Consider the following 280-nt stretch of genomic DNA (forward strand, 5'->3'; position numbering starts at 1 on the left):
CCGAGTCAAATATGAAATAACGAGTTCGAATGGTCGTGTCACTCGCTGTGTTTCTTCGCCTTAGTAAGAGTCTTTACCAAACCTTTGGCAATCTTCCAAAACCAAAACAGATTCATCGCTGCTAATATAGGCGGCACCGTAAGCAAGCTGTAGAAGCCCAACGGAAAAATTGTCTTAACCTCATCAAAATGGTTGGCCATGTGTGTGAAGAAGTAAATGAACAAAATAACCCTTGCAATCAACCAACCCAGGAACAATCCAACGCCATTCAAGACGTAAA

Annotated in this window: 1 protein-coding gene; it reads right to left on the reverse strand. The window is 42.1% G+C overall.

All coding sequences use genetic code 11. From position 1 onward, the window contains the following. Positions 1–38: 38 nt before the first annotated feature. The coding region (locus tag DL891_RS17665; RefSeq protein WP_157962618.1) for a TLC domain-containing protein at positions 39–280 on the reverse strand (242 nt) is incomplete at its 5' end.

The organism is Homoserinimonas sp. OAct 916 (assembly GCF_003260275.1).
Classification (GTDB): Bacteria; Actinomycetota; Actinomycetes; order Actinomycetales; family Microbacteriaceae; genus OACT-916.